We start from the raw sequence: 19,431 nt of genomic DNA, 5'->3' as shown, positions 1-19,431 counted from the left end.
CAAAGTTTGGGTTGCTAAAACCTGGCTGTGAGCAGGGCGTCGACGCTATACCTGCCCGGTCCACACAGTGGGACGGAGACGAAACCACAGATGTACAGAACACATACTTCCCCGTGGTCCGCATCTTTGCCAAAGAACATTCCGTGATGCACAAAGAGCCATGCGACCAGGATGTTGCAGGCGACAAAGAATGCGGCGGGGCGAGTAGAAAAGCCAATGACCAAGAAAACAGCCGCAAACACGTCGGACGCTGTGGCGATGGAGAGGCTAAGGGGTGCGCCGATGTGAAACGGATCAGGAAACCCCGCCACCATCCGGCCGAACCTGGTTATCTTCTCGAAGCCATGTTTCACGAAGAGACTGAGTCCAAAAGACACTCGGAGAAAGAGCAGGCCGAGGTTTGTCGTATAACTGGCCTTACTCACTGCAAGAATGGACCGTACATCCATAGTTCCTCCTGCAAACCCTTAAGCGGGTTAGGAATGATCCGCCACTCGATCACGGTCTTGTTCTGCGAGTCCGCTGGCCTGAAATGCCTTGAGCTGTCCGGTGAATAAGCGGATCGGCTCCCAGAGCGGCGCGAAAAGCGGGTCATTGCGCTTTTCCAGCACGATCTCAGAAAATAGTTTTAGACCGACTGCGAGTGCCGCAGACTTGTCTGCGTCCATAATTCCTTTCGAGCGAACAGCTTTCACAATCTTCAGAAGATCATCGTGGTTCGGCACCTGAAACTGTATTGTGCGTTCCTGCGGAGTCTGCGACTGCGTGGTCGATTCTAGCCATTCGAGCGTGATGCGGTAGTTATACATCCTGTCTCCGGTCCAAGTGGACGTCAGACCGGGAGGCTAGCTCCCGGCTGACGTACTTGTTCTTCTGCGAATGATCTACTTTTTCGCCTGCATCTTTTCGAGGGTGAGTGTCTCGTCGGCTCGACCCCATCCACCGTCGACCACCTCGTCGACGAGAACCATGGTGTACGGGCGAACGCCCTCGCCAAAATACTCAGCAAAGAGGTTGGTCGTTTTGTGGATGATCTCTTCCTTTTGTTTGGCGTTCAGCGTTCCCTGCGGAAACTTGAAATTCGCGTAAGGCATCGTCTTCTCCTGTTGTGTTAGCGGGTTATGGTCGTGAGCCGGCTGTCACCGGCGGACCGGATGGGCTGTCGTGCATTCACTAGTTCTGACTCGAGGCTGGCGCGGGCGGGTGCCAGACACCAAGCCTGTTGAACATGCCGAACCAATCCTCAAGATGCCAGGTGTGGGTGAGCAAACCATCCTCAAGGTGGTGGAACTCGTGCAGGGCGATGGACACAGATTGGCCCGTTGGGGGAACTCCCATGACTTCGCCGAGATGCGTTCCGGTAATGCTGGCACGAACTCCCGCACGGCCTGGGGAGCCAACGATCTCGTGCACGACGATCTTCAGATCGGGAAATGCAGAGAGAAAGACCGACGTAATCTGCTCTTTGAGGCCGTCTGGTCCTGCCGCCTGACCAGGCGCGAGCGGAATGTCCTGCCAGTCAGGAGTGCAGACCGAGTCGAGTAGATCGGGATTGTGGTCGGTGAAGGCGCGATAGAAGGTTTCGATGGAATGAAGTTCCTTCTCCGTGAGCGTAGAAGACTGTGTAAGCGTCTGTTGCGGCATGAGGTCCTTTCCGGTTGCGTGAGCACTCAGACGTGATGGAGCGCAGGTTATGGTTTGTGGGTCTACGGACGTTTCGCGGGAGTCATCAGGTCCTCGAGACCGATCCTGCGGAGAAATTCCGCTCGGATACGGTCCGCGACCACGCCAACCACCTCGCCGCCATCCTGCGCCGGATCCACGTAAACGCGGAACGGGCGTTGACCGAAGGGCAGTCCTACTACCCTGGCGATGGCCCTGGCCACCTCGGAGACGTCTGCATCGGGTGGAACAGTCGCTGCAAGGGCCTTCGACGTAGAGTCGCCGAATCCTTTGTACGGACCGGCTTCATAGGCGGCTACTCGCTTGCTGTCCTCCGGCTTCCCGGCGTTAGCGAAGTGTTTGGTACCGCTCGTAAACGCGCCAGGCACCACGATGCAGGTTTCGATGCCCCAGCGACTTACTTCGCCGGCGTAGCTGACAGCGAGCGAATCCATGGCAGCCTTCGCCGCGAAATATGGTGAAAGATAAGGCGGGGTACCACCGCGCGTGCTGGTGCTACCTACCCAGATCAGCAGGCCTCGGCCTTGTTTGCGCAGTTGGGGAAGAACGGCGCGATTGATACGCTGTGTCCCCAAAACATTGATGTCGTAGAGCTTCGCAAACTGATCCGTGGTGAAGGCTTCAGCCGGTCCGTAGGCCATGTGACCTGCGTTGTGAACAATGACGTCGAGTCGTCCTTGGTCTTTCAGGATCGATTCGACCGCGCTGTTCGCCGACTTCTCGGAGGTCACATCCAGCTCGACTGCGCGGAGGTCAAGACTTCTCTCTTTGGCGAACTGATCGAGCTCTTTGACCTTGTCAGCGTTCCTGCCGCCGAGGTCCTGCATGCTGGCGTAGACGATGTGCCCCGCTCCAGCAAGAGCGCGAGCAGTGAGGGCACCGAATCCGCTCGATGCCCCAGTGATTAGAATGACTTCTTTCATGGAAAATCCCTCTCTCTTAGGCGAAACCACCGTTGGGGCGAACGACCTGAGCGTTAATCCAACCGCCGTCAGGACCCGTAAGGAAAGAAATCACCCGGGCAACATCCTCCGGCTCTCCGAGCCGCTCGAAAGGCGCGATCCTGCTGAGTTGGGCGATCTGCTCTGGAGTCTTGTCCTTTAGAAACAGCGGCGTTGCCACGGGTCCAGGAGCGACGGCGTTCACGCTGATGTTGCGACCTCGGAGTTCCCCCGCGAGCACCTTCACTAAGCCCTCGACCCCAGCCTTCGAGGCAATGTAAGCCCCGTAGGTAGGTGTCGATTTCGCGATCACACTGCTGGAGAGGGCTACGATGCGGCCCCCGTCGGCAACGTGTTGGGCCGCCTGAGCGAGCACCAGGAAGGTGCTCCGCAGGTTAGTGGCAATCACCTCGTCGAACTGCTTCACGTCATTCTTGATGATGGGAGAGAGCGGCATTACACCCGCACTGTGCACCACAACATCGACCTGCCCGAGCTTGGAAAGGCTCCGCTCAAACAGGCTCGCGACCTCGTCTTCCTTGCTTAGGTCGGCTTTGATCGCTGTTGCTTGACCTGCGGCAGCTTTGATCTCGTTCACGGCCTGTTCGGCCTTGTCTGCGTTCCCTGAATAGTTGAGCACCACCGAAAAGCCATCCTGCGCCAGCCGCTTCGCTACAGCACGCCCGATGCCACCAGATGCTCCCGTTACGATTGCTGTTTTTGCCTCTGCTTTTGCCATATTTCCTCCTGGTCGTCCTTAAGCACCTCCTTGCGGCGCATGGGTGATTCGATGCGACTTGACTTTCATACACGTCATGCATTGTGCTGATAGTAGCTATGCATATAACGCAGCTACGCCAAGCCGATTTGAACCTCCTCGTTGTCTTCAAGGTACTGGCCGAGGAGCGTAGTGTGTCCCGCGGCGCCCGTCGTCTCTTGCTAAGCCAACCCGCTGTGACGCGGGCACTGGGCAGACTGCGGGACATGTTCAAAGACGACCTGCTCGTTCGGGTTTCCGGAAGCTATGAGCTCACACCCAAGGGGCAGCTTCTGTTGCAAGAGCTGGAAACGACCCTCCCCCGCATCGACCGATTGCTAACAGGCGGCGACTTCGTTCCTTCTCAGGAGACCATGCACTTCCGAGTGGCAGGTACTGACTATGCTGCGCATCTGACCGGGATGCCCTTGCTGAAACTTATTGCAGCAGCGGGAAACGAACTGTCATTAGAGTTCTTACCCTTCCACGACAACACGCTGCATGACCTTAGCCGCGGGAGACTGGATCTGCTCCTTGGTCCGGATGATGGCCGACTTCCAATGCAGTACCAGCGTCAGCTTCTCTACGAGGAAGAGTTCGTTTGCGTCTTCGACCGCGGAAGGCCCTATGACAGCAAACTCACATTGGCTGAGTACTTGGAAGCAAGACATATCGCCATTTCGATCGGCAATGGCATGCAGACCGAAGTCGAGCGTCGTCTCGTGGGGAGCGGGCTCAAGATACGGGTAGCCTTCACCGTGCCCTACTTCAAGGTGGCCTTGCGAGCTGTGGAGGGGACAGACCTGATTGCTACTGTGCCGAAACGGATGATCCCCCTGGAAGGGACGAATACGACGCTGCGATACCTGAAAGCGCCAAAACCAATGAGCCGATTCGACTACTTCATGTGGTGGCATCCAAGAATGAACAGCGATGCTGCCCATATCTGGCTACGCAATGCCGTTCGTCAGGTGGCTGAGGCTCTGTGACGTTGCATTATCCAAGAACCTCATCTCGATCCAGACCCTAAGCAAAGTTCAGATTTACTATTCAGCCTGGCTTGCCGTTTAAATGAGACCACTTCGGATGCCACGCTATGCAGAGCACTGAAGGAGCGGGGCCAACTTCCCAGAAACGCGTTTCCCGGGACTAACGCAGTTCCGTCGTCTTAGGTGATTGCATTGGCCGGCGTCAAGTGAGAACCTTCGAATCCCTCCAACGCCACCTATAGCGACGAAATCATTGAACTGACTTCTATCAGTGGACACCCCTTTCCTTCGCGGCCTCTTCCTCCCTTTGCAAAAGGATTACAGCTTCTTCAAGGAACATGGAGGTTTGCTCAAGGCGTGATGCTTCTAACCGAACTACCAGTTCCTCAGCCCACACATTGAAACCGGACTCCATTCCAATCAGCACTTCCCGGCCCTTTTTCGTGAGCTGAGGCCGTAACCTCCTCAGATCCGTAAGGTCTGCCGATGTGCGCACCAAACCCTCTGTTTGCAACTCTGCCAAGAGCCTGTTCACGGATTGACGCGAGTAGCCGGTCACCTTGGCGATAGCCGACGCGGAAACATCACCCAACCCGACTCGTATGAGCACTCTCCATCGCGCGGCGCTTTGCTGATATCGCGCATTCATTGCATCCCCATGTTTCAGCACAGCGGCATGCGCGGCGAAGACAGCGCGGGTGAAACGCCGGAAGCGGCGAGCATCGTCGTTGAGGGTTTCGAGGGGATCTGTCAACATGTTGACAAACTCGTTGCCTGGGTCGCCCATAGAGTTGGAACGTTGGCCGGTCTTGCTCGCGTTGTTTGCTTTCTTCATTCGGACATGGACCTTCGCTGTTCCTTTGTGAACGTTACACGGAATGACGTTTCAGTTCCTATTGGAGACGAACATGACCGGGAGTTGGCCTACCGTATTGCCACCGCAGCTGCCGAGATTGCCGCCGGCGTTGCGCTAAGGCTGTCTTGGCGTCCAAACATCATCTTGAAAGGAAAACAATATGGGCTATGAAAAGCAGGAAATGTCGAACACGGCACTCGATCTGGCGAAAGCGTTGTTTGCGGCCAAAGAACGCCATGACCTCGACGCAACCATGGATCTGTTCAGCGACGACGCGGTGTATATCTTTCCCTAGCTGCGTCAGGCAAACAAGAAAACTGGTTCACCTACGAGGGCAAAGAAGCCGTCACTAAGTACCAAGGTCAGGTCTTGGAGTGTTTCAAGCAGATCAAGATGCTTGAACCCAGGTATTTTCTGAGCACCGACGGCAGCACCGTCTTTGTCGAGTCCAAGGGCGACTACATCGCTCAGGACGGCACTGCATATAACAACGTCTATGTATTCAAATTTGTAGTCCGAGACGGCAAGATTGCAGAAGGCTACGAGTACGCCAACCCCGTGATATACGCCAAATAGCGGGTTTGGCTATCGGCTAGTTCATCCTCACAGAACAACAAGGCCGCCTAAGTCCTTGCAGAGGGCCCGTTCTGCCATATCGGTTCTGTCAGGCACCTGGGAACGCCGTTATCGTTGCCAGCGCCTCTGGATTGAAGCGAAATCGCAAATACACTCATCATTGGGTCGGATTGATACCATAAATCGCATTGTCGGAACCGATCCCCGGTGATTTTCATGAGCGACACGCGTGCCTCTAAATTGCCTGAGTGCTCTGCCATATGCAATAGTCCGGAGATAATCGGCAGTCTCCGGGCTATTCGATTCAACTCAGGCTCTCCGGTGTGCTACGACAGAAATCTTTTGAGCAGGCCCTCGGATGGATTGTTGAAGGCTCGACACATCTTTCCGCAGCGCTGCGAGCACTGGCAGGATTGGTACCGGTGATGATGCGGCCAGCAGTCACAGAGTAATCGTCAAAGGCAGACATAGGCGAACTGTAATCCGCTCCAACCTTCGAGACAGCTTCCGTTACAGTCGAGACGCCATCTGATTTCAGCCGTTCGAGAAGGTTCAGAACCATCTCCCCTTCCGTTGTGAATCCCGTCACCGTTTTACCCGCGATGACAGACTCCCCGGTCTTGCGATCGATGATCGCCGGCAGCAGCACCGGCCCATGGCAAACGGCACCAAGAACGCCACCACGATTCCAGACATCCAAGGCTATGGCCTGCAGACCTTTAGCCTGCGGGTAATCGTAAAGTGCGGCATGCCCAGCGGAGGCGAAGAACAGTCCGTATTGTCCGCTGTTTACTTCGGACGCCTTCATACAGTGTGACGTGAGCTTGACCATGAACGGGCTATTCGCATTTTCGTACACGGCCTTGTCGCTTCCCGCCAAGAAAGGCGGCGTAAGAGAGAACTCATCAAAACCAAACGAGCCGGTTTCAGAGGCAAAATCCACCTCGAAACCTGCCGCCGTCAATACTTGGTAGGGGTGTAGAGCCTCAGTGAAAAATACACCGGTCTTGGATCCATCGGGAAAGATGGAACCTTGAAAGCTGCTGACGGAAATGAGCGCTTTCCGAGGGAGCGTGTTGAACATGGACGTACTCCTTTGTCTTTAGTTTGGTACGCGGACGTGCAAGCGTACTGTTCACTGATCGATGGCAGTCAACGGACAGCAACGGCTTGACTGCGAAACTTGGATGCAAAATGAGCTGGGTCCAGTTTGCAGTAGACCAGTCGTCTACAAGGTTATAGACCGACTGTCTACAGAAAGCAAGTGTTTGGATATAACGCACCGGAAGTCGTGCACGGTTTGGCTAGGAATTGGCCGAGTTAGGTTTAGAGGGCCTCGCCGGCCAGGATTCGCTCGGTCGTTGCATTTGCATGAATGAACGCACCACGATCATGTGAGATTTTTGCCATGACGCTTGCACCCATCCACAATTGATAGAGCGTCAAGGCGGTTGCCCCAGGACTTCCGGAGATCACGATCGAACCGTCAGTCATCCCCTCTTTGAGGATGCGAGCGAGTCTAGAGATGATAGCCGAGGTCCCGGCTTTCAACGCGAGTCGCATACCTTCCGACATGTCGGAGACCTCAGCGCCGAGTTTCACTGCCAGACACTTCCCGTCAGGATCGTCGTGCTCTTGGTTTTTTCGAAAGGAGCGCCAATATGCAATTAGCCGTTCCCGGGCGGTACGACCAGGCTCCGATAGGAATTTGTCGATTTGTGAAAGATCTTTTTCAAAGTAGTGCTCGAGCAGGTCTTTCCCGAAAGCATCTTTGGACGCAAAGTAGTAATAGAATGAGCCCTTTGGAATACAGGCGGCACCCAAAAGTTGGTTAAGACCTACACCTGAAAAGCCTTTCGCCCCCACGATACGCTGCGCCGTGTCAAGGAGGTGCGTCTTTGCCGCGCTGTTGCGGGAGGTTGGTTCCTTCCGAGCCATTTCTCCATAGTAGTCGGCGCCTTGGGTTGAAGTCGATGCGTTGCACGAGCAATTCACAGCTCGGAGCCTTTGTGGCGGCCGTCTTTTCAATGCCTTGCAAGGGGGCAAAGATTGAACCCTAGAACTGTGGAACACATCAGAGTAAATATGATCAGCGGGCAAGTCATTGCAATAACCGGCGCGAGCAGCGGTATCGGACGGGCTACAGCGTTATGTTTGGCCGAATGCGGGGCGAAGGTGGTGCTCGGCGCGCGGCATGAAGACGGACTAGCGAGGCTGAAAGAAGAGATCACGGCTGCCGGAGGCCAAGCCGTATACCGGGTGACGGATGTGAGCAGGCGCGAGGATCTCCAGAGCCTTGTAGGGCTTGCTCAGCAGAGTTTTGGGCGACTTGATGTTCTTTTCAGCAACGCAGGTGCGATGCCTATTGGGCCGTTCGACGATCTCGCGGTCGATGATTGGGAAACGATGGTCGACGTGAACATCAAGGGAGTTTTGTTCGGTATCGCCGCCGCATTGCCTGTTTTCCGTCGACAAGACTCAGGTCACTTCATCCACACAGCTTCTGCTGCGGCTCGCAAAACGGTTCCCAACCAGGTGGTATACGCCGCAACGAAGGCAGCTGTGCTGGCTATTTCGGACGGCCTAAGACAAGAGCTCGCCGGTCACATTCGGGTAAGCACCATTCTGCCGGGCTTTACAGACACGGCGTTCAGCGAGCATGTTAGAAACCCGGAACTCAAGGAACAGCTTCAGAAGGCCGGTGCAAAATTTGCGATGTCTCCTGAAGCTGTAGCACGCGCGGTCGCCTATGTTCTTGAGCAGCCGGAAGGCGTCAACATTGGCGAGGTCACTCTTCGCTCCAAGGCACAGCCCTAGACCACTCCTAACCCGAAAGCGGATTGGAGATCTCAGCATCAAAAGAATTTCGGCCTGATCCGGCCAACTTCCCAGATTGCGGCTTCTCGTACAGATCAGATGGATGCTCTACGGGCGGATCGCACCTGAATGACACGCGGCTCTTGTCGAAACATCCTAAGCGGCGTTCACTTTGAACCCCGTCGTGGCCTCCATGCCGCGATGCAGGATTGCCGGATCGGATAAACCTTGATTATCGACACGGGGGATATAAGACTGACCGAGTCTCGCGACCTCTTCATCGGTCAGATGGATGTCGAGTGCTGCGACCGCGTCGTCTATGTGCTTCGTCTTCAACGCGCCGACGATGGGTGCCGCAATGACGGGATTGCGAAGCAGCCAAGCTAAGGCTACTTGCGCCTGGCCGACGCTACGTTCCGTTGCAATCGCAGCCACCGCTTCGACGATCTTCTGATCGCTGGCGGCCGTTGCCTCGTTTTGCCTGGCGCCGGCAAGCTCAGCTTCCGCACGGGCAGTCGATTCACCCCACGGACGCGCGAGTTTGCCACGGGCAAGCGGACTATAGACCATCGTCTGGACGCCTTCATCGGCGCATAGCGGCAGCATCTCGCGTTCTTCTTCCCGCGCAAGGAGATTGTAGTTGTCCTGCATGGACACGAAACGCGTCCAGCCGTTAGTTTTCTGCAAGTGAAGCGCCTTGCTGAACTCCCAGGCCTTCATGGAGGAAGCACCGAGATAGCGCACTTTGCCCATTTTCACAAGATCGTGAAGGGCTTCCAACGTTTCCTCCCAAGGAGTCGATTGATCGCGTCGATGAATCTGGTACAAATCGACGTAATCTGTGCCAAGTCGCCGTAAGCTACCGTCGATCTCCGCCATGATCGCCTTGCGGGATAATCCGATGGCGTTTGGCCCGTTGTGCGTGGGGGGAGCTACCTTGGTCGCGATGACGACGCTATCGCGGTTACTGAATTCTTTCAATGCTCTGCCAACGATCTCCTCGCTGCTGCCGTTGGAGTACATATTTGCTGTGTCGAAGAAGTTGATCCCCGCTTCGGTAGAGTGCCGAATCAAGGATCGACTGGCTTCCTCGTCGAGCGACCAAGCCGGGTAGCCGCGAGAAGGATCGCCAAAGCCCATGCAGCCAATGCAGATGGGCGAGACGTCAAGACCTGTGTGACCGAGCTTCCTGTATCGCATAGACCCTCCGAACCGGAAATGCAAAAGGGAGAACTCTCCGGTTACAATGGAGCTTACGGAGAACTCTCCGTTTAGTCAAGGAGGGTGATGGCAAGCGACGATCTTCTTCGCGCGGACGCAAAGGCAAACAAAAATCGCATTTTGGAGGTCGCTCGCGATGCATTGGCTGCTGATCCTGCGGCCTCACTCAACTCGATCGCCAAAGCGGCTGGGGTCGGTGCAGGGACGCTCTATCGTCACTTTCCCAGCCGCGAAGCTTTGGTGCTTGGCGTATATCGCAATGAGATCGACATACTGGCAGCTCTTGCCCCTACACTGCTTGCCAGGCACCCGCCCCTACACGCCTTTCGCACCTGGTGTGACCGCTTCGCGAAGTTCGGGAGGATGAAGTACGGAGTCGCTGACATCGTCCATGCGTCTACATCGGATCAGGAGCGTCCGGGACATCTACACGCCGATGCTGGGCGCCGTCCGCCAGTTCATCCAAGCATGTGAACGTTCAGGCCATCTGCGGGCCGGAACGGACCCCGAGGACTTTCTGGTCTTGGTGGGACTCTTCTGGCGCATCCCGCCAACGCCGTCTGGGGAAGCGCGCGTCAGGAGACTTCTTGCGCTTGCCTTTCGGGGTTTGGGAGCAAACGACGCATAACGATACGTGCCGGCTCACGCCAGTTAGGGCCGGGCTGCTCCAGATCGAGCCTCCGGGAAGCAGAGTTCCGCTATTGCGACATAACGGGACTGATCGATTATGCGAGCGGTAAAGCTGCTTTTGATAGGTAGGGTACAAAGTAGAGTCCTTGCAAAACGGCAAACATCTTAAGGCTAAAGGAGGAATTGTGCCGAGGATTGTTCGTTTGCATGAGTTTGGCGGCCCGGAAAATCTGCAGCTAGAGGATGCTCCATCGCGGCGGTCCGGCAAAGATGAGGTCAAGCGCGTGTGCAAGCGATTGCCTGAATCGTTCCGAAGCGATGTATATGCGTAGCTCCTATTACGGAGACAAGCCAACCCTTCCATCGCGCATTGGATTTGAAGCCGCGGGATCCATAGAAGCAGTGGGTCCGGGCGTGGACCCTGCCCTCATCGGCAGGCAAGTATCCACGATGGGCGGTTTCTCGCAGGGCGAGTTCGGCGTGCTCGGCGAAGAGGCTATTGTGCCGGTGTCTACGGTTGCCGAATACCCTGCCAACTTGTCGCCCTCCCAGGGCGCCTCAATTTGGATTGCATATCTAACGGCCTGGGGCGCTCTGATTCACTATGCACGAGTTAAGACGGGCGACTTCGTTCTGATTTCGGCCGCCTCCAGCGGCGTGGGCTTGGCGGCAATCCAAATTGTAAAAGACGCAGGCGCTGTGGCCATTGCTGCCACACGCACGTCGGAGAAGCGACAGGAACTGCTCGCACTCGGCGCGGATTACGTCATCGCGACCAAAGAGGAAGACCTGCCCGCTCGCCTGCGCGAGATGAGTGGCGGTGAGGGAGCCCGCGTGATGTTTGATTCTGTTGGTGGCCCATACGTCGAAAAGCTGGCCGAGGCCGCATCCCCTGGCGCCACCATCTTTCTGTATGGTGGACTATCCGGACAACCCACGGTATACCCACTTATGGCGGGATTGGCAAAAGCGATCAACCTGCGCGGCTATACGACTAATGAGGTCCGGGGCAAACAGTCCGTGCTTGAGGAAGGACAGCGTTATCTTCGCCAACGATTTCAAGACGGTCGGTTCGTTCCGAAGATTGCAAAGACGTTTCCCCTGGAGCAGTCAGCGGACGCGTATCGTTTTCTCGAATCCAATACGCAGGTCGGCAAGGTCGTTATCACTGCTTGAGGCATAACTTTACTCGACTCGCCGCCTTCGCTCTGCCCGTCACATGCCCTGAAGCAGTAATGAGACGTTCCATGTCTCGCATGGTAGGAGTCCCAACGAGGCGGCGAAACTCCCGAAGAACTGGGAAGCGCTTTCGTAGCCGGAGATGGTCACTCCGCTACGAGAACGGAGCGGAAGCGTGCCTTCCCTTTGCGAGTATGGTCGAGGGCCGCGTTGGCCTCGTGCATTGGAAATGTCTCGATCATCGGTTTCACTCCATGCGTTGCAGAGAATTCCAGCATTTGCTGCGTCTCGTCGATCGATCCTGGCTGACCGCCGACGATGGACTTTTCTCCACCAATGAGGTTCCAGGAAACCACAGAGATCGGCTTCTCCGGAATGCCCACGATGCAAAGCTTTCCCTGCGGTCGTAGAGCCGTCATGTATTGATCCCAAGGCAGGTCTGCGGATACCGTGGAGAGAATGAAGTCAAAAGACCGCGCAGCCTTCTGCAGCTCATCCGTGCCACGGGTGGCAATAAAGCGCGTAGCGCCGAAGCCGTGAGCCATCTCATCCTTTTCATGCGTGGAACTGATCGCGGTCACCTCGCAGCCCCACTTGGCGAGGTACTGCACCGCCAAGTGACCCAGACCCCCAATGCCGACGACCGCAACGCGGTCCGTGGGCCGCACTCCATAGCGAATCATCGGTGTAAACACCGTCGTGCCGGCACACATCAACGGCCCACCGTATTCGGAGGCAATCGTATCGGGTAAGGGGTGAGCGAACTGCCAGTTGTTCACCCGAACGACAGACGCGAAGCCTCCTTTGTGTTCGCCCATCACTGTGCCTACAACTTGGGCGCAGACGTGCTGCGCCCCGCCTTCACACCATTCACACTGCATGCACGAGCCGCAAAGCGCACCGACGCCGACACGCTGCCCGACCTGTAGCCGGGTAACGGCAGAACCTACTGCCGCCACTGTTCCGACGATCTCGTGACCTGGAACAACGGGATACTGGGAAATCCCCCACTCGAGGCGATGCGTTCGCCGCGCAGCGGCTTCGTTCAAGTCGTCGAGCACACCTTGCGCGTGCTGGAAGAACATCCGTCGCGCCTTCGCCGGCACCCACCACGCCAGCATATGTTGTGTGCGTGCGAGAACGTTCTCCGGAAGGACTTCAACAGCTGCGTTGCCGCCCACTGCGCGCACAAGGCTATCGAGAAAAGCCTGTGTAAGCGTTTCGGCCGGACCGAGCGTCGGTGGGCAATGAGCCTGCTTGCCGACCTGGTGAAGGGTAACGAAAGCTTCCCTGTTTGAATCCCCCTTGTAGATGAGAAGGGCCTGGCTCATGGCAAAGTTTCTGTTGCTGCCGATCGAGATCTGGGTCTGCACGTGTGAGGTCTCCTTATGCTTGGTTCAGGGCCTCCACCAGCGTGAAGAGCTCCAGGTTGATCGCCAGAAAGCGCGCAAAGCCACGGAAGGCTTTGTCGGCTTCAGCAGGGTTCGAGGGGGAGAAAACCTGGAGGTAAGTCGGCTCGTGCGAAGCCTCCTGCATGGAGCGGGCTTCCGCGTCGAACGCCGCGGCAATCGCATCCTGGTCGTGAAAGCAGATCAGCAAGGCAGGCAGAGGGATGTCGTCCCAATAGGCATCGATGAGCTCCCGAGGCGAACGTGAGGGAACGCGGGTCAACGCCGCGATGCGAAGCAGGCTTTCGATCCATGCCCTCTGTGGGCCACGGCGATGCCGGCGAATCAGAGCGCGGTAGTCTTTAGCTTGCCGTTTGTCTTCTCCGCGGAGAAATGCCGGTAATGCTCCTCCGACGTCGGCGATCTCATACTCTTCGCGGGCCTGTTCGTCTTCCTGTTCCGCCCACTCACGCAGGTTCTCGTTGTATGCCTCTGCATCTGTGTGGTCATACAAGCGGAGCCAGCGATAAAGCGAGAGCCGAAGCAGGTGATAGAAGGCTGCTCCTAGCCCTTCCTCCTCTTTCTCTAACGCTGCCAGGGCAGGGCCGATCTTCAAGTATCCACAACCGCTGCAATCAACCGAAAGAAGCAGTACGCCTTCACGCAGATTCTCGTCACCGTAGCTGCCGATACTGTCTTGTATCGAGAGTTCGTAATTGACGTTGCGGGTCAACATATCTCCGCAGCGCTCCTCGATTTCTTCTTTGATTGCGGCCGCCGCGAACCTGAGGGGCTGTTTGCCGCTGCTCTTCCATAGGGTTTCATCTCCGAGGTCATGCTCCACCAGGACTCGGCAGAGCTCGAGGAGGGTGCCCGTATTTTCGCTATGGGAGTAAGCGGCTGGCACTTCGGCCAGGCTGGGGAGCGCCTGGCCGAAGGCTGGTGCCAGCAGCCCTACAGCAGGGGCGCCAGCAACTCGGTGGGTGCGTCGAGAACACGCTGGGCTTGGTTTCGGTAGGGTTGGACGGCTTCCGCGAGGGCGGAGCATAGCTTGACGCACTTGTCGCATTCGAGATGTCTCCTGAGCCGTTCTTCGTTAGGTGTAAGCGGCTTCTGGGTGAGGCTGGCAAACTCAACCAGAAGCCGATCCTTCGCTGTGCTGGGCATGCCGTTACCCCTTCGAGCCAATCGCCCGGGTGAAGGTGTATCGCAAACTCCTGCCGGCGTCTTCTGGCCCAGAGACCGCTGCCGTCGAGATCTCCGGGTAGGCTGCGGTGAGCAACTCTCGAACCTGCTCCACAGTCATTTCAGGGTTCGGATCGGGAATCTTGGACCCGTTGTAAACGAACTCACGCGGCAACAGGTTCGTCTTCAAGGTCATTTTCGGTGTCGTCGTCAGACTGCTCATTGGCTTGGATCTCCTTCAGGATTTCGTCCTCATCGGAACTTGGTGGCGTAGGTTCTGCTGCAGTAGGCAGTGTGTCGAAGAGACCAGGTGCTGGCGCTGTTTTTGCTGGTTCAGGTTTCGCGGGCTCTGGCTCTGGCTTCTTGACCGTCATCTTGGTCTTCGACTTCGCCTCTTCCTTTGCCTGTTTGCCCGCGGCGTCCATCTCGGCCTTGGCCGCTTCGAGGGTGTTCTTTAGCTCCAGATGTTTGCCGACGAACTGGACGAAAGCCTGCGGCAACTGTTCGTCCAACTCCTCGGCAGTACCCGTGACGCTGAATGGAGTTATGAGAGCTGTATTCTCACCCGTGCCTACCTGCTTGGGAAGCACGTTGACACGAATCTGATCCTCCTCGAGGTGAGTGACCGTGAGCAGAACGGCTCGCTGTCGTAGGAGGGGCGCGAGTTCTCGGAACATAGAAGTACCTCTGAAGAATGGGATTTGACGGAAACCGGAAGTTGAGGCCGAATCAAGACGTGATGAATGACCGACCGATACGAGTGAGCGAGCTGGCAGAGTTTGTGTACTGCCAACGTGCGTGGTGGCTAAAAATGGTGTGCAAAGAGCCGTCCAGCGCTGAAGCACGGGAAGCCCAGGTTGAAGGGGAGCTTTGGCATCAGGCGCAAGGCGCAAAGATCGCGAGGACTGATGCGCTGAGTGGCGCCGGTATCGCGGCTATGGTCCTGGCTCTTCTGTTGCTTGCTGTGGCTCTCTGGCGGGTGCTCTGATGCTCCTGCTGCTGGCAGCTTTGGGTGCACTGGTTGTAGGTGTGCTGCTGCTACGCCTCAGCCAAAAACGAAAGAGGGCGCTCGGGATCCCGGATGGCGACGTCGTCTACCAGGACCACGAAAGCCAGCAGGTGAGCCCACCCACGCTCGTTTCAGAGCGGCTGGGACTTCGAGGGAAACCTGACTGTCTGATCCGCAATGTGGACGGAATCATCCCAGTGGAGCTGAAGAAGTCGGCTCGACCGCCGGCCAGAGGTGGGGTGTATCCCAATCACCTGATCCAGGTGCTTGCTTATATCGTCCTCGTGCGTGAGCACTACGGCGAACAGGTGCCATGTGGTCTCGTGCTGTATGGCAAAGAGGAGGCGCGGAAGGTTTAGGGCAACGGCAGTGGCCATGGAATCTCCTTGAAAGCAGAAAGACCCGGCACGAAGGCCGGGTCCAGACACAGGAAAGCCCGTCCAGAGGACGGGCGGGCTAGATGCACAGGTGAGAGACGTGACGAAGCTGACGTTAGTTTTCGTCTTGAAGGATCGCCTCATAGTTCTGACCGCCGTAGAAGATCCCGATAATCTGGACCTGATCGGCGTCAACCGCAAAGGCAACAACAACACGTTTACGGTAGCTGGTGATGCGCAGCCCTAGCCGTACATCATCGCGGCGAGTGCCTCGCAGTGGAAAGGTACTCAAGCTCTCGCAATAGGTGACAATGCCGTCTGTGAACCGCGCAGCGGTCTCCGGAGATGCTTCAACCGCAAGGTAGCCATACAGCTCAAGCAGCTGCGCCTCTGCTTCAGGCGTAAAAACAACCGTGTAGGGCATCAACGTTGCTTCGCAACCGCTTTGTTGTGTTCTGTCGAGAGTGTTTCCCGAACATGCTTTGCGGAAACGGCCCGAGACGGGTCGGCTCTCAAAGCGTCAAAAGCCGGACCTACGCTTTCGTGAAGCCAATTTTCGACGACGCGATCACGAGCGATAAGAGTCCGGAGACCATCCCTGATCACTTCGCTTTCCGTGGCGTACTCGCCAGCTTCTACCTTGGCACGTACCAGATCCGCCATTTCGTTAGGGAGGGTAATGCTGAGTTGCTGTGTAGAGCGCATGGGTGCCGCCTCCGAGTAGGATTGAATCCTATTGTATTCCTCCATTGGTGCCTCCATTTATTTCTTTTGCAGTGGGCCCGGGAGGGAAGATTTCCTCCCCTCTCGGGCGCGGTTGGCGGGGGTAAATCAGCCGAACAGCCTCATCTGCTCGCCATGCGTGTGACCGGTTGGCCAGAGCGGGGCAGATTTTCGCTTCGAACGTGGGTTGGTAGGAAAGACCAGCTGAAGACCGGCCATGACTGGAAGCTCGATTGACTCGGGAACAACCTCAACCTTCTCCAGTTGGATCGGCGTGACTGGCATTGGGATCACCTCTGCCATCGGCTTCGGTGCCGGTACCTGCTTGGCCCGTTCGCGCTCCAGGTCCTTCCAGACAGCATCGGCTGTTTCACCAACCCCGCCCTTCTCGACCAGTTCACGAGCCATGGCGGACAGCAGATCCTCGTTGGCATCGAGCGACTGCAGCCCTTCGCCGGAGAACTTGCCTTCCATCATGAGCGCGACCAACATCTTCTTGCCCATGTGCCGGATGCAGGTCTCCTGCATCGTTCCGCTGTAGGCCAGAAACTTCACCCGGACCGGCAAGTGCTGCCCGATCCGCCACGATCGCCGGCTCGCCTGACGCAGCGTGTGGAGCGAATATCCGGTCTCGTAGAAGTAGAGCGTCGGGAAAGCCAGCAGATCGAGGCCGGTCTCGACCAGCTTGGGATGGCAGATGACCACCTCTACCCCTTCCTTCAGCTGCTTCTCGTACCAGGCCTCCCGCTTGTCCGTGGGGACCGTGGAGCGGAGAACCGCCACTCGAAAGCCCGCGTTCCCGAGAACATGAGCCAACCGCCCCGTTACATCGTGCTTGCCTGTGAACGTAGCGTAGACCTGGCACCGCCTGCCCTGCTTCAGCTCCTCCCGGATGTCCTCGATCAGACGCTCCTCCTTGGCGTATACCTCGGTTTCCGGCAGGCTGGACGGATTGGTCACGAAGAAGGGCACCATGCAGCCTTCCTTCGGATCAAACTTCTTGCCCCAGATCTCCTCGATGCCAAAGGGGTGGTCCGGATACAGCAGAAGCGTGTTGAGCATGACGCTCATCAGGCTCTTGTTGCCCCTGTGCTCCTTCATGGCGGAGGTGATGTCCTTCTCGATCTCTTCGTACGCTGTGGCGAGCTCCCCGTCCATGTCCACGGTCAGCACGCTTTCCTCGTACGACGGCAGCTGATCGGAGATGTCTTCAAGCGTGATGAAGGCTGTCGACTCCATCAGGTACTTGCCGAAGAGAAGGGGTGACGCGCCGGGTTTGCGGAGAACCTGGACGGTGCGCTTTTGGGCTTTCGAGCAGGCATTGTCGGTCTCGCGGACCTTCTCCACGGTCTCAAGGACGCCGTATTGCTCCTGAAAGTCCCGCCGCCCCTGGCTGCCTGCCTCGTACCCGGCCGCCACCATCCGCCGCGGTTCCATGCGGTAGAAGATGTTGAACAGGTCGTCGGCATAGCCTCCCATGAGCGTGCCCGTCAGCGCAATCAGCTTTTCGGCACAACGGGCGAGAACTCCGAGGCCGTTGCCCTGTGCTGTGTCGCCGGCAAGTTGGTGCAACTCGTCGGCGATCGAGTAGTCCCACCAGCCCTTCATATACCGGCCGATGAAGTCGAGCGGCGCCATACGCTGTATCTTGCTGCCATCAGCCTGCCACAGAGGAGAGAACCGGGTGGTGCCCGTCTTCCCTGCCGTATAGGTCTCATGGAATTTGGCCTCCCGGAGATCCAGCCGAGTGAGGAAACCACCCTCCTGCGACGGGATCGCATGGCCTGTGTCGGGGTTGATCAAGCCCCCGAGGTCGCGGCCGCTCTTGGCCACATTGAAAGCATGTTTCCAGAAGTAGCCGAGCTTGCCCTTCTCCTTGCCCATGATGAAGAAAGCCGGACCAGGGCAAAGAGCGCGCCAGCCAGCACGTCCCATGCTGCGCAACTTCGGGAGAGTTGTGGTCAGGCCACGGACGATGGTCTTCCCTTTCTCGAGCTTGACCTCCACGATGCCATGCGTGTTCTTCGGGTCGCCGCCGTTGCGCAGGTCCTCGATGATGAACGCTCTGCCTCCGGGGACCGTGAGAAGCGCCTCACGCGCCCACTTGTGGACGATGTGTGGTGGGCACATCACGAGCGACGTGTACGGTTTGTCGCCGGCATGTACGTGGATCGTGCCCAGCGACATGAAGGTCTTCCCTGCCCCGCACTCCGCCACAATACGGGCTGCGCGGGCGGTCTTCAGGTACTTGGCTAGTCCAGTGATCGCGAGAGCCTGAGCAGGCAGCGGGGAACGGAGAAGCGAGCTTAGACGGGGAGCGACATCGTCCTTGGGTGACTGAAGCGCGGGGTAAGTCTCCACGATGCGCGAGCCCAGTTCAGGAGCCATCGCGCGCAGGTAGTCGAAGTAAGTTTCCATGAGGGGTCTCCTGAAGTGAGCGAATGAGCAATGGAACAGGCCAGCTCACGCTGGCCTTGTTTGGGAGGGGTGTGACTAATTACTGACGATAATGCGACTTATGAGAACCGCAGGGTGGCGGGAGAAGTTTCTGTTCGTCGCAGCAGAAGCAGGAGAACGCGACTCCGGCCCAAGCGAACGGATCTTTCCATGTAAACTTGATCGGCATCTCGTCAACTCTGAACTGCGCGCTGTAATCGCTCAACCTCTCCAAAAGGATGCGCTGGGTTAGCCTCCATTGACACGTCATTCTTTAATTGCCGGAAGGGGTTTATTGTATGTGGGCGGATAATGAGACTTCAGATGATCTGATCGGATTTCAGGTTCACGCGGACCTTATCCGCAGCGTCGTTTCAGACGACAAGATGTTGCCCGTCACCATTGGGGTGTTCGGCGACTGGGGTGGCGGTAAGACGAGCATAATGAAGATGCTTAAACGCGATCTCGCGTCGGAGAACTGGACTGATGAAGACGTTGAACAAGCTCTCTACCAAGACATCGCTGTTGTTTACTTCAATGGCTGGCTCTTCGAGGGCTATGAAGATGCAAAATCTGCGATCCTCTCATCTATTCTTCTCGCCTTGGGCGATCATAAGAGATTTGGGCCGAAGATTCGCGACAAGGCCGTATAGCTGCTCAAGTC

Annotated in this window: 27 protein-coding genes; 9 read left to right on the top strand and 18 right to left on the bottom strand. The window is 57.0% G+C overall.

Translation table 11 applies throughout. The annotated features are described in order from the left end of the window. Positions 1-14: 14 nt before the first annotated feature. The 6 genes from OHL20_RS22730 to OHL20_RS22705 form a co-directional block, all read right to left on the bottom strand. Positions 15-449 (bottom strand): DoxX family protein, encoded by a 435-nt coding sequence (locus tag OHL20_RS22730; protein ID WP_263385595.1) that lies wholly within the window; start codon positions 447-449, stop codon positions 15-17. Between the two features lie 27 nt (positions 450-476). Next, positions 477-809 (bottom strand): DUF3861 domain-containing protein, encoded by a 333-nt coding sequence (locus tag OHL20_RS22725; protein ID WP_263385594.1) that lies wholly within the window; start codon positions 807-809, stop codon positions 477-479. A 75-nt stretch (positions 810-884) separates the two neighbouring features. After that, positions 885-1,094 (bottom strand): tautomerase family protein, encoded by a 210-nt coding sequence (locus tag OHL20_RS22720; protein WP_263385593.1) that lies wholly within the window; start codon positions 1,092-1,094, stop codon positions 885-887. A gap of 79 nt (positions 1,095-1,173) precedes the next feature. Beyond that, positions 1,174-1,644, bottom strand: a complete 471-nt coding sequence (locus OHL20_RS22715) for an ester cyclase (RefSeq protein WP_263385592.1) — start codon at positions 1,642-1,644, stop codon at positions 1,174-1,176. Positions 1,645-1,706: 62 nt separating this feature from the next. Then, the gene (locus OHL20_RS22710) at positions 1,707-2,606 is read right to left on the bottom strand and encodes an SDR family oxidoreductase (RefSeq protein ID WP_263385591.1); all 900 of its coding nucleotides are present in this window, start codon (positions 2,604-2,606) and stop codon (positions 1,707-1,709) included. Positions 2,607-2,622: 16 nt separating this feature from the next. Further along, entirely contained in the window at positions 2,623-3,363 is a 741-nt protein-coding gene (locus OHL20_RS22705) for an SDR family oxidoreductase (protein ID WP_263385590.1), read from the bottom strand. A gap of 98 nt (positions 3,364-3,461) precedes the next feature. On the opposite strand from OHL20_RS22705, the gene OHL20_RS22700 reads away from it, so the two are divergent. Further along, positions 3,462-4,370 (top strand): LysR family transcriptional regulator, encoded by a 909-nt coding sequence (locus tag OHL20_RS22700; RefSeq protein ID WP_263385589.1) that lies wholly within the window; start codon positions 3,462-3,464, stop codon positions 4,368-4,370. A 268-nt stretch (positions 4,371-4,638) separates the two neighbouring features. On the opposite strand, the gene OHL20_RS22695 is transcribed toward OHL20_RS22700, so the two are convergent. After that, complete coding sequence (locus tag OHL20_RS22695) at positions 4,639-5,205, bottom strand: MarR family winged helix-turn-helix transcriptional regulator (RefSeq protein WP_263385588.1); 567 nt, start codon at positions 5,203-5,205, stop codon at positions 4,639-4,641. A 181-nt stretch (positions 5,206-5,386) separates the two neighbouring features. Between OHL20_RS22695 and OHL20_RS22690 the strand changes: the two genes are divergently transcribed. After that, entirely contained in the window at positions 5,387-5,521 is a 135-nt protein-coding gene (locus OHL20_RS22690; RefSeq protein ID WP_263385587.1) for a nuclear transport factor 2-like protein, read from the top strand. Between the two features lie 98 nt (positions 5,522-5,619). Beyond that, positions 5,620-5,802, top strand: coding sequence for a nuclear transport factor 2-like protein (locus OHL20_RS22685; RefSeq protein WP_263385586.1), 183 nt, complete (start codon positions 5,620-5,622; stop codon positions 5,800-5,802). 304 nt (positions 5,803-6,106) lie between these two features. Here OHL20_RS22685 and OHL20_RS22680 read toward each other — a convergent pair whose 3' ends face one another. Both OHL20_RS22680 and OHL20_RS22675 read right to left on the bottom strand, forming a co-directional pair. Continuing rightward, positions 6,107-6,886, bottom strand: a complete 780-nt coding sequence (locus tag OHL20_RS22680; protein WP_263385585.1) for a type 1 glutamine amidotransferase family protein — start codon at positions 6,884-6,886, stop codon at positions 6,107-6,109. Between the two features lie 242 nt (positions 6,887-7,128). Beyond that, the gene (locus OHL20_RS22675) at positions 7,129-7,740 is read right to left on the bottom strand and encodes a TetR/AcrR family transcriptional regulator (protein ID WP_263385584.1); all 612 of its coding nucleotides are present in this window, start codon (positions 7,738-7,740) and stop codon (positions 7,129-7,131) included. 147 nt (positions 7,741-7,887) lie between these two features. Between OHL20_RS22675 and OHL20_RS22670 the strand changes: the two genes are divergently transcribed. Further along, a complete protein-coding gene (locus OHL20_RS22670; protein ID WP_263385583.1) occupies positions 7,888-8,619 on the top strand; it encodes an SDR family oxidoreductase in 732 nt (243 codons plus the stop codon). Positions 8,620-8,775: 156 nt separating this feature from the next. On the opposite strand, the gene OHL20_RS22665 is transcribed toward OHL20_RS22670, so the two are convergent. Then, the gene (locus tag OHL20_RS22665; protein ID WP_263385582.1) at positions 8,776-9,819 is read right to left on the bottom strand and encodes an aldo/keto reductase; all 1,044 of its coding nucleotides are present in this window, start codon (positions 9,817-9,819) and stop codon (positions 8,776-8,778) included. An 87-nt stretch (positions 9,820-9,906) separates the two neighbouring features. Here OHL20_RS22665 and OHL20_RS22660 point away from each other — a divergent pair, with 87 nt between their 5' ends. Together OHL20_RS22660 and OHL20_RS22655 are read left to right on the top strand one after the other, a co-directional pair. Beyond that, positions 9,907-10,314 carry a TetR/AcrR family transcriptional regulator gene (locus OHL20_RS22660; protein ID WP_263385581.1) on the top strand — a complete coding sequence of 136 codons (408 nt, stop codon included), beginning with the start codon at positions 9,907-9,909 and terminating at the stop codon, positions 10,312-10,314. Between the two features lie 480 nt (positions 10,315-10,794). Further along, the gene (locus OHL20_RS22655; protein WP_263385580.1) at positions 10,795-11,646 is read left to right on the top strand and encodes a zinc-dependent alcohol dehydrogenase family protein; all 852 of its coding nucleotides are present in this window, start codon (positions 10,795-10,797) and stop codon (positions 11,644-11,646) included. A 149-nt stretch (positions 11,647-11,795) separates the two neighbouring features. Here OHL20_RS22655 and OHL20_RS22650 read toward each other — a convergent pair whose 3' ends face one another. The 5 genes from OHL20_RS22650 to OHL20_RS22630 all read right to left on the bottom strand — a co-directional run bounded on the left by OHL20_RS22650 (position 11,796) and on the right by OHL20_RS22630 (position 14,899). Next, positions 11,796-13,022 (bottom strand): zinc-binding dehydrogenase, encoded by a 1,227-nt coding sequence (locus OHL20_RS22650; protein ID WP_263385579.1) that lies wholly within the window; start codon positions 13,020-13,022, stop codon positions 11,796-11,798. 13 nt (positions 13,023-13,035) lie between these two features. After that, a complete protein-coding gene (locus tag OHL20_RS22645) occupies positions 13,036-13,773 on the bottom strand; it encodes a hypothetical protein (RefSeq protein ID WP_263385578.1) in 738 nt (245 codons plus the stop codon). 218 nt (positions 13,774-13,991) lie between these two features. Further along, on the bottom strand, positions 13,992-14,204 hold the full coding sequence (locus OHL20_RS22640) for a hypothetical protein (RefSeq protein ID WP_263385577.1): 213 nt from the start codon (positions 14,202-14,204) through the stop codon (positions 13,992-13,994). Between the two features lie 4 nt (positions 14,205-14,208). Further along, a complete protein-coding gene (locus tag OHL20_RS22635; RefSeq protein ID WP_263385576.1) occupies positions 14,209-14,418 on the bottom strand; it encodes a PRTRC system protein C in 210 nt (69 codons plus the stop codon). Next, positions 14,387-14,899, bottom strand: a complete 513-nt coding sequence (locus tag OHL20_RS22630; protein WP_263385575.1) for a PRTRC system protein E — start codon at positions 14,897-14,899, stop codon at positions 14,387-14,389. Before OHL20_RS22630 ends, OHL20_RS22635 begins: the two co-directional genes overlap by 32 nt. Positions 14,900-14,961: 62 nt before the next feature. Between OHL20_RS22630 and OHL20_RS22625 the strand changes: the two genes are divergently transcribed. Both OHL20_RS22625 and OHL20_RS22620 read left to right on the top strand, forming a co-directional pair. Continuing rightward, the gene (locus tag OHL20_RS22625; RefSeq protein ID WP_263385574.1) at positions 14,962-15,210 is read left to right on the top strand and encodes a hypothetical protein; all 249 of its coding nucleotides are present in this window, start codon (positions 14,962-14,964) and stop codon (positions 15,208-15,210) included. Then, entirely contained in the window at positions 15,210-15,590 is a 381-nt protein-coding gene (locus OHL20_RS22620) for a CRISPR-associated protein Cas4 (RefSeq protein ID WP_263385573.1), read from the top strand. Before OHL20_RS22625 ends, OHL20_RS22620 begins: the two co-directional genes overlap by 1 nt. 133 nt (positions 15,591-15,723) lie before the next feature. Here OHL20_RS22620 and OHL20_RS22615 read toward each other — a convergent pair whose 3' ends face one another. From OHL20_RS22615 to OHL20_RS22610, 3 genes are all read right to left on the bottom strand, one after another. After that, a complete protein-coding gene (locus OHL20_RS22615; protein WP_263385572.1) occupies positions 15,724-16,032 on the bottom strand; it encodes a type II toxin-antitoxin system RelE/ParE family toxin in 309 nt (102 codons plus the stop codon). After that, on the bottom strand, positions 16,032-16,313 hold the full coding sequence (locus tag OHL20_RS25340; protein ID WP_396272844.1) for a type II toxin-antitoxin system ParD family antitoxin: 282 nt from the start codon (positions 16,311-16,313) through the stop codon (positions 16,032-16,034). Before OHL20_RS25340 ends, OHL20_RS22615 begins: the two co-directional genes overlap by 1 nt. A gap of 126 nt (positions 16,314-16,439) precedes the next feature. Then, positions 16,440-18,749: a helicase-related protein gene (locus OHL20_RS22610; RefSeq protein WP_263385571.1), complete on the bottom strand. Its 2,310-nt coding sequence runs from the start codon at positions 18,747-18,749 to the stop codon at positions 16,440-16,442. Positions 18,750-19,066: 317 nt separating this feature from the next. Here OHL20_RS22610 and OHL20_RS25335 point away from each other — a divergent pair, with 317 nt between their 5' ends. Continuing rightward, positions 19,067-19,420: a KAP family NTPase gene (locus OHL20_RS25335; protein WP_263385570.1), complete on the top strand. Its 354-nt coding sequence runs from the start codon at positions 19,067-19,069 to the stop codon at positions 19,418-19,420. The last annotated feature ends 11 nt before the right edge of the window (positions 19,421-19,431 follow it).

It is taken from the genome of Granulicella arctica, from assembly GCF_025685605.1.
Lineage (GTDB): Bacteria > Acidobacteriota > Terriglobia > Terriglobales > Acidobacteriaceae > Edaphobacter > Edaphobacter arcticus.
This window is presented reverse-complemented; position numbering and strand designations above follow the sequence as displayed.

What these genes read in the sequence shown, in the direction of transcription:
- OHL20_RS22610 (WP_263385571.1), bottom strand. Translation starts at nt 18,749, where the DNA reads ATGGAAACTTACTTCGACTACCTGCGCGCGATGGCTCCTGAACTGGGC.
- OHL20_RS22720 (WP_263385593.1), bottom strand. Translation starts at nt 1,094, where the DNA reads ATGCCTTACGCGAATTTCAAGTTTCCGCAGGGAACGCTGAACGCCAAA.
- OHL20_RS22680 (WP_263385585.1), bottom strand. Translation starts at nt 6,886, where the DNA reads ATGTTCAACACGCTCCCTCGGAAAGCGCTCATTTCCGTCAGCAGCTTT.
- OHL20_RS22625 (WP_263385574.1), top strand. Translation starts at nt 14,962, where the DNA reads ATGAATGACCGACCGATACGAGTGAGCGAGCTGGCAGAGTTTGTGTAC.
- OHL20_RS25335 (WP_263385570.1), top strand. Translation starts at nt 19,067, where the DNA reads ATGTGGGCGGATAATGAGACTTCAGATGATCTGATCGGATTTCAGGTT.
- OHL20_RS22685 (WP_263385586.1), top strand. Translation starts at nt 5,620, where the DNA reads ATGCTTGAACCCAGGTATTTTCTGAGCACCGACGGCAGCACCGTCTTT.
- OHL20_RS22640 (WP_263385577.1), bottom strand. Translation starts at nt 14,204, where the DNA reads ATGCCCAGCACAGCGAAGGATCGGCTTCTGGTTGAGTTTGCCAGCCTC.
- OHL20_RS22700 (WP_263385589.1), top strand. Translation starts at nt 3,462, where the DNA reads ATGCATATAACGCAGCTACGCCAAGCCGATTTGAACCTCCTCGTTGTC.
- OHL20_RS22705 (WP_263385590.1), bottom strand. Translation starts at nt 3,363, where the DNA reads ATGGCAAAAGCAGAGGCAAAAACAGCAATCGTAACGGGAGCATCTGGT.
- OHL20_RS22635 (WP_263385576.1), bottom strand. Translation starts at nt 14,418, where the DNA reads ATGACCTTGAAGACGAACCTGTTGCCGCGTGAGTTCGTTTACAACGGG.
- OHL20_RS22665 (WP_263385582.1), bottom strand. Translation starts at nt 9,819, where the DNA reads ATGCGATACAGGAAGCTCGGTCACACAGGTCTTGACGTCTCGCCCATC.
- OHL20_RS22690 (WP_263385587.1), top strand. Translation starts at nt 5,387, where the DNA reads ATGGGCTATGAAAAGCAGGAAATGTCGAACACGGCACTCGATCTGGCG.
- OHL20_RS22655 (WP_263385580.1), top strand. Translation starts at nt 10,795, where the DNA reads ATGCGTAGCTCCTATTACGGAGACAAGCCAACCCTTCCATCGCGCATT.
- OHL20_RS22615 (WP_263385572.1), bottom strand. Translation starts at nt 16,032, where the DNA reads ATGCCCTACACGGTTGTTTTTACGCCTGAAGCAGAGGCGCAGCTGCTT.
- OHL20_RS25340 (WP_396272844.1), bottom strand. Translation starts at nt 16,313, where the DNA reads ATGCGCTCTACACAGCAACTCAGCATTACCCTCCCTAACGAAATGGCG.
- OHL20_RS22630 (WP_263385575.1), bottom strand. Translation starts at nt 14,899, where the DNA reads ATGTTCCGAGAACTCGCGCCCCTCCTACGACAGCGAGCCGTTCTGCTC.
- OHL20_RS22715 (WP_263385592.1), bottom strand. Translation starts at nt 1,644, where the DNA reads ATGCCGCAACAGACGCTTACACAGTCTTCTACGCTCACGGAGAAGGAA.
- OHL20_RS22620 (WP_263385573.1), top strand. Translation starts at nt 15,210, where the DNA reads ATGCTCCTGCTGCTGGCAGCTTTGGGTGCACTGGTTGTAGGTGTGCTG.
- OHL20_RS22645 (WP_263385578.1), bottom strand. Translation starts at nt 13,773, where the DNA reads ATGTTGACCCGCAACGTCAATTACGAACTCTCGATACAAGACAGTATC.
- OHL20_RS22660 (WP_263385581.1), top strand. Translation starts at nt 9,907, where the DNA reads ATGGCAAGCGACGATCTTCTTCGCGCGGACGCAAAGGCAAACAAAAAT.
- OHL20_RS22710 (WP_263385591.1), bottom strand. Translation starts at nt 2,606, where the DNA reads ATGAAAGAAGTCATTCTAATCACTGGGGCATCGAGCGGATTCGGTGCC.
- OHL20_RS22695 (WP_263385588.1), bottom strand. Translation starts at nt 5,205, where the DNA reads ATGAAGAAAGCAAACAACGCGAGCAAGACCGGCCAACGTTCCAACTCT.
- OHL20_RS22725 (WP_263385594.1), bottom strand. Translation starts at nt 809, where the DNA reads ATGTATAACTACCGCATCACGCTCGAATGGCTAGAATCGACCACGCAG.
- OHL20_RS22670 (WP_263385583.1), top strand. Translation starts at nt 7,888, where the DNA reads ATGATCAGCGGGCAAGTCATTGCAATAACCGGCGCGAGCAGCGGTATC.
- OHL20_RS22730 (WP_263385595.1), bottom strand. Translation starts at nt 449, where the DNA reads ATGGATGTACGGTCCATTCTTGCAGTGAGTAAGGCCAGTTATACGACA.
- OHL20_RS22675 (WP_263385584.1), bottom strand. Translation starts at nt 7,740, where the DNA reads ATGGCTCGGAAGGAACCAACCTCCCGCAACAGCGCGGCAAAGACGCAC.